Raw genomic sequence first — 6,402 nt, 5'->3', positions numbered from 1 at the left:
TTGTTGAATTAACAATATTGAGAAACAAGTTGGATAAAATCAAGATAACCACATGCCCCTACTGTTGATGCAAAAATTTAACTTCGGCATAGTCGATAATAAAATGAATCAAAATGTACGATGCCTATAGCGTAGTCGATGTGAGGAACAGGGATGTCGTAGATGTTGGCGCATTCGTAGGAGATACAGCAGTGTACTTCATAAAAAGAGGCGCACATAAGGTTCTCGCAATCGAACCCCACCCAAGGGCATTCAATGAACTAATCAGAAACATAAGAATTAATGGGCTACAGGGTAGGGTGGTACCAATAAATGCTGCGTTGGGCGGTAGGCAGGGCTTTATCTACGTACCTGAGGATTTGGATGTCGGTAATATAATGAGTACGTACTTTGGCTATGAGTACGCGAGGTATGTGCCAGGGTACGTCAAGGTTAGAGTGATGGCGCTAGGCGAGTTGGTTAAGGAGTATGAGTTTAGTCCGGACGTGCTGAAGATGAATTGTGAGGGTTGTGAGTACGACGTGATACTCAACGATTATGGGCATGTCAGGTTATTCAACGAATTAATCTTTGAGTACCACAGGTGGATCACAGGCATACCTGTCGATGCTATACTCTCCATATTGAGTAGGGACTATTATTGCGAATCCATTGGTCTCGCAACGGAGGATTACGGCTACGTGCACTGCAGCAAAACAACTTAAAGGTCCCCTAGTAACTACCTCGTTAATGATTGAAACCCACGAGCTAATTAAAGGCTTGGTATACCGAATGAGGATACCCATGGATGTGGAACCTGGTTATGTATACTCATACATTGTTAGGAGTGGTGATGGTTGTGTAATGATTGACGCAGGATATCCAAACAGGGAGTTGGTAAAGCCATTAATTGATTCAATAAGGAAGGTGCCCAACTGTAGGTTGGATGCGTTGATAATAACGCACATGCACATTGACCATTACGGACTCATGAATGAAATACGCAATGCGCTTGGGGCTTATTTGGTAATGCACATCAATGACTACGAACAATTGGTCAAAATGGGTAATACTGAACAATTAATTAGGGAAATGGCAGAGTTGCTTCGTGAATGGGGTGTATTTGGTGAGGAGGAGCAATTGCTGATTAATATCATCGGGAGATTCTCAAGAAGGAGGGCCTCATTGGGCGATTTAAGGCTTGACAAGCTGATTAGGGGTGACGAGGAATCCATCGATGAATTACGCGTGGTACTAACCCCAGGCCACTCCCCTGGCCATGTATCCGTGGTATTTAGCGAGTACAGTGTGGCATTTACTGGGGATCTGATATTACCGACAATAACAACCCACGTGGGGCTCTCACCAATAAATTTGGGAAATCCATTACTTAGCTACATCAAGTCATTAATGAGAATTAGAAGTATGAAGCTGAAATGTGTGCACCCAGGGCATGAGCACGAGGTCTGTAATGTCGATGATAGAATAGGCGAATTAATAAGTCATAGGGTTTCGAGACTTTGCGAGGTAATAAAGATCCTAAGTAATAAACCTAGCACAGTATTTGAGATTGCGAGCACCCTCAGGTGGATGGATAATAGGGAATACTCACTACTAGACCCTATGAATAAGTACTTGGCCATTACCGAAACAGCATCGCTGGTAAAGTATCTCGAGGAGCTAGACGTGATAGGGAGGAACTACGATGGCAGGTACGAGGTTATAAGAGGCATTGAATGCAGCCAACAATTACTAATACCACAACAATAACCTTTTATTAATACCTCTCGAAATAGATAAACCGTGGACACGGAAAGACTTGAGGAATTCATCCTCGAGAGAATGAGAGAGTTCAAGGTACCAGGTATTAGCATAGGCATTGTTAAGGATGGCAGGCTAGTATACGCAAGGGGCTTCGGATTTAGGGACATGGAGGCAGGATTACTCACAACGCCAGGCACCATCTACGGTATAGGGTCCATAACCAAGGCATTCACAGCACTATCAATACTAAAACTAGCCGAGGAGAACAGGCTAAACCTCAACGACCCGGTGGAGAAATACATACCACTGAGACTAAGGCCCTTTGGTGAGCCCGTACTCGTACACCACCTACTAACCCACACAAGCGGAATCCCAGCCCTGGGCTATGCGGAGGCATTCATAAATGGTGTGCTCGGTCTCAAAAGCAATTTATTACCATTAGCCACACCAGACGACGTAATTGCGTTCATGAGGAATGCCGAAGAATGGGCTGTGGCGAGGCCCGGCGAGAGATTCTTCTATCTAAACGAGGGCTACGTACTACTCGGCAAGATAGTGAGTGAGGTCGGTGGCGTTACGTACGAGGATTACGTCATAAAGAATATACTGAAGCCCCTGGGGATGGGTAGATCATACTTCAGAGAGAAGGATATCGAGAGGGATTCCGATGTTGCAGCATCGTACATAGTCGGTAAGGGAGGCGAGCTGATAAGGAGTAGGTTTCCGTTTGGTGTCACATCCGACGGCGGCCTGCTTAGCAATGTTATTGACATGTCACAATTCGTGGACATGCTCATAAATAGGGGATCACTGGGTGACGCTAGGATCATCAGTGAGGATTACCTGGAGCTAGCCGAGAGGAAGTACATCGACGTGCCCTGGAAGGTGATTGGGGATGAGGGTTATGGGTATGGCCTAATAGTGAGTAACGAGTTCTTCGGAAGAAAGCTCATATATCACAGTGGCGACATCCTGGTCCACACAGCATTCATGGGCTACATACCCACCGAAAAACTTGGCGTCATAGTAATGTCAATGACCGAGAACTACCCACCAACCAGGATAGGGCTCTACGCACTATCCCTAATACTAAATCACGACCCAACCAAGGAACTCAGGGTATTCAGGGAAGAGGAAATAACGAGGAGGCTAGAGGGCATTTACGAAACCTACGGCGGGACCGTGAGGGTAACAATCAAACGCCAGGGCGATTACCTACTCATAATTGACACCACGAGATACACCGAAGAAGTAACAATACTCGTACCGGAGGAGATTAGGTATGACTATGCGCGATATTACGCACTAATCAACGGCACAAGGATCCCCGCAGAATTCTACATAGGTAGTAATAAGGTGTATTTAATCTACGAGAGATTTAAGCTTGAAAGGAAAGGTCCAACATAGCCCTGGTGACGCCCGCTATACTAACCTAGAAAGGTTTTTAAAGAACTACGTGCATCAAAACCCGTATGATAAGAACAAAATTCAATATCACGAAGAAAAACAGGAATTACTCGAACGTAAATTACAATGGACATATATATAATAACAATGTTCAAGAATACGCAATATATTATATGTTCATCAAACGAATACCAATGTGAATAATCACTTAAAAACACCAAAAACATTAACAACCCGTGATCGTCAATAACATAAACAACGTACCGATGGAGGACGCTTCAAAACTACTGAAGGGAACACATGGCTTCTACATACAGTGGCTAATAACTAAGGATCATGGAGCGAGGTATGCCGTCAGGAGGTTTATTGTGAAGCCCGGCGGTGCAATGCCGCTGCACAATCATAAGTACACGGAGGCAGTCATAATACTAAAGGGCAGGTTAAGAGTCAGAACCAAGGAAGGCACCTATGAACTAGGCCCCGGAGACTACTTCTTCACAGCCCAATACGAACCGCACGCTATCGAGAACGTAGGCAATGAGGATGCAGAATTCATATGCGTAATATCGTATGAGGACGATATGACACTGAAACCATTGGAGTAATTGTACATTTCCTAAAATTATTCCCAAATTCTCCTGGAATTCCTGTAAATTATATAGTGATAATTAGGTTGATGTAGATTATTTGTTAAGAAATAGTTATTAGGAGGTCGCTATTTAATTTGCGCGATGTATCCAATTAACGATTATCTAAAGGATTCTGTGAGGGAATTACAGGGCGAGAAGGCATTCGCATACCTGGCAAGGGCACGCGAGGTTGCTGAGAGGAGGGGCATTAAGGTTGTATCCTTCGGCATCGGCCAACCAGACCTACCAACCTTCGAGAATATAGTAAACGCAGCAAAGACGGCACTTGATGCTAGGTTCACGGGGTACACCGAGACGGAGGGCATAAGGGAGCTCAGGGAAGCCATAGCCGACTACCTGAACTACAGGTACCACGCAGGTGTTAGGCCGGACGAGGTAATCGTGACCACAGGGACAAAAACCGCAATATTCCTCGCAATAGCCTCATACGTAAGACCCGGCGATGAGGTAATAATACCAGACCCAACATACCCAGCCTACCCAGAATTAACAAAATTCTTTGGTGGTAAACCAATATACGTACCAATGAGGTTCAACCAAGACAGAGGATTCACACTTGACCTAGAGGCCGTTGAGAACTCAATAACACAGAGAACAAGGGCCATAGTGATAAACAACCCACACAACCCAACCGGCGCTGTATTTAGGCCTGATGAGGTTTCGAAACTGTTGGAGATGGCCAAGGATCACAGGTTGTTGGTGATTGTTGATGAGATATACGACAACTTCGTGTATGAGGATAACGCGTTCAAGGGAGTACTTGAGCTGGAGCCTGAGTGGAGGAGGTACATAATATACACCAACGGCTTCAGCAAAACCTTCTCAATGACGGGCTGGAGGCTAGGCTACCTAGTGGCCAGCAGGGAAGTAATAGAACCACTCAAGAAACTAGCAGCAAACACCTACAGCTGCCCACCAAGCATAGCCCAAAAGGCTGGAGTCGAAGCATTAAGGAGTGAGGCGTCTTGGAAGGCATCGAAAGCCATGATAGAGCTATTCAGGAGAAGGAGGGATGTGATGTACGAGGAGTTACGAAAAATACCAGGCATCGAAGTCTGGAAGAGTACGGGGGCTTTCTACATGTACCCAAGAATCAAGGGGGTACTCGATAGGTTAGGCATGGACGTAGAGCAATTCACAGATTGGCTACTGGAGAACCACGGGGTTGTGGTACTACCCGGAACCGCGTTCTCCGAAACCCACATGGGCAAGGAATACGTAAGGCTAAGCTTTGCATTGGATGAGGCATTGATTAAGGAAGGAATAGAAAGAATAAGAAAAGCCGTTACAAAATAACGACTAACATAAACTAAGATAACCCACAGAATACTCAGCGCCTAGGATGTTCATTATGGTCCTAAAAACCTGAACCGTAGCATCATCACCAGACCTCGTAATCGTCTCCCTAATCTCCCCAATATACCTGCACGGATTCAGAACAAAATCATCACTACATACCTAACAGTAACCACCTTACGAACACTATCGCACACAACATTAAGAACCACACAATAATCACCACAACCAAAATCTCTATACAATGAAGAATACCTAGTGTGGCAATCAACCCTAACCTGAGCAACACCGGGCCTACGGAAAACAGGGCCCTCAATAACCACAGAAACAAGCCTACCACGCCCATCCACAACAAAATCAACTATCAACTCATACTCATGAAACCAAAACCGAACAACAGCACAATCAAACAACCCCAAATACCTCGAACACCTAAGCCCACCTCCAGCACAATCCTCAAGACCCATACTGCACGTAACCCAAAACCACCTTATATTGATTCTGACCTCTTCCCCGCCCTTAAGAGCGAGGTTTGCCGTTCATTTTATCACACAAACATTTTACATATATAAATATTCTACCCATGACAAAAAAGACACAATCAACAGATAATAACCTGTGAGAAACCTTTAAATACACCAAAAGCAAGCATTCTTCTGGGTATAAACAAAATAGGCCCGCTATCGCGGGCTAAAAAACAAACTCCCTTTTTCTTTTCTTCATAATCAATTTCAGCCAATATTGCATTCCTCCTTGTTTTAGATTATTTTACATGATTTTACGTTATTATTCTAAACAAGGCATATCATTATAACTTCTACAAGGTACTAATAAAGTATAATACATAGATATACCGAGTTATTTGTTTAGAACTTAATAGGAAGATTTATATACAACACGCAGCAATGAAAACCTGTATGAGCAACCTAGATGTTAGCCTGGGGAATGTGATAAAAATCATTAAGGAACTTAGACAACTCAGGGACTCCCTTAGAAACAAACTCATTATTAAGGTACCTAGGGAATACATAATCGGCAATGCAGACGTTGCAGCAAGACCCATGTTCACAGACGGCCTCGTAGTAACCTTCAGGGTAAACAACCGTGAGTACAGGGTCTGGTGGTCAAACATCGAGAACGCCCTTGAGGGTAGGAACATCGATTGGGGCGATTATAGGGTGGAGGCAGGCAAGGAACCGCGCATAGAATTCCTCAACCCAGATGGTAGTAAGGCAGCTGCGGTAAGGCTGGATGAGAAACTCGTGAACGAACTCAATAGGCTAATAAACACAGCCTTCTCCCTATT

Annotated in this window: 6 protein-coding genes and 1 pseudogene; 6 read left to right on the top strand and 1 reads right to left on the bottom strand. The window is 44.5% G+C overall.

The features are described 5' to 3' along the window. Positions 1 to 113: 113 nt before the first annotated feature. The 5 genes from B7L70_RS11705 (at position 114) to B7L70_RS11685 (ending at position 5,096) form a co-directional block, all read left to right on the top strand. Positions 114 to 704 (top strand): FkbM family methyltransferase, encoded by a 591-nt coding sequence (locus B7L70_RS11705; RefSeq protein WP_081228348.1) that lies wholly within the window; start codon positions 114 to 116, stop codon positions 702 to 704. Positions 705 to 729: 25 nt separating this feature from the next. Then, positions 730 to 1,749, top strand: coding sequence for an MBL fold metallo-hydrolase (locus tag B7L70_RS11700; RefSeq protein WP_081228347.1), 1,020 nt, complete (start codon positions 730 to 732; stop codon positions 1,747 to 1,749). Positions 1,750 to 1,782: 33 nt separating this feature from the next. After that, positions 1,783 to 3,150, top strand: a complete 1,368-nt coding sequence (locus tag B7L70_RS11695) for a serine hydrolase (RefSeq protein WP_081228346.1) — start codon at positions 1,783 to 1,785, stop codon at positions 3,148 to 3,150. 236 nt (positions 3,151 to 3,386) lie between these two features. Further along, complete coding sequence (locus tag B7L70_RS11690) at positions 3,387 to 3,755, top strand: cupin domain-containing protein (RefSeq protein ID WP_081228345.1); 369 nt, start codon at positions 3,387 to 3,389, stop codon at positions 3,753 to 3,755. Between the two features lie 126 nt (positions 3,756 to 3,881). Then, on the top strand, positions 3,882 to 5,096 hold the full coding sequence (locus B7L70_RS11685) for a pyridoxal phosphate-dependent aminotransferase (RefSeq protein ID WP_081228344.1): 1,215 nt from the start codon (positions 3,882 to 3,884) through the stop codon (positions 5,094 to 5,096). Positions 5,097 to 5,233: 137 nt separating this feature from the next. Here B7L70_RS11685 and B7L70_RS11680 read toward each other — a convergent pair whose 3' ends face one another. Continuing rightward, a complete protein-coding gene (locus B7L70_RS11680; protein WP_081228343.1) occupies positions 5,234 to 5,563 on the bottom strand; it encodes a hypothetical protein in 330 nt (109 codons plus the stop codon). 450 nt (positions 5,564 to 6,013) lie between these two features. On the opposite strand from B7L70_RS11680, the pseudogene B7L70_RS11675 reads away from it, so the two are divergent. After that, positions 6,014 to 6,402: pseudogene (locus B7L70_RS11675) on the top strand (hypothetical protein); the annotation flags it as partial.

It is taken from the genome of Vulcanisaeta sp. EB80 (assembly GCF_002078205.2).
Note: the sequence above shows the minus strand (reverse complement) of the source record. Positions and strands in the feature narration are given on the sequence as shown.

Excerpts from the sequence above, each read along its gene's own strand:
- B7L70_RS11705 (WP_081228348.1), top strand. The coding sequence starts at position 114 with ATGTACGATGCCTATAGCGTAGTCGATGTGAGGAACAGGGATGTCGTA.
- B7L70_RS11700 (WP_081228347.1), top strand. The coding sequence starts at position 730 with ATGATTGAAACCCACGAGCTAATTAAAGGCTTGGTATACCGAATGAGG.
- B7L70_RS11685 (WP_081228344.1), top strand. The coding sequence starts at position 3,882 with ATGTATCCAATTAACGATTATCTAAAGGATTCTGTGAGGGAATTACAG.
- B7L70_RS11680 (WP_081228343.1), bottom strand. The coding sequence starts at position 5,563 with ATGGGTCTTGAGGATTGTGCTGGAGGTGGGCTTAGGTGTTCGAGGTAT.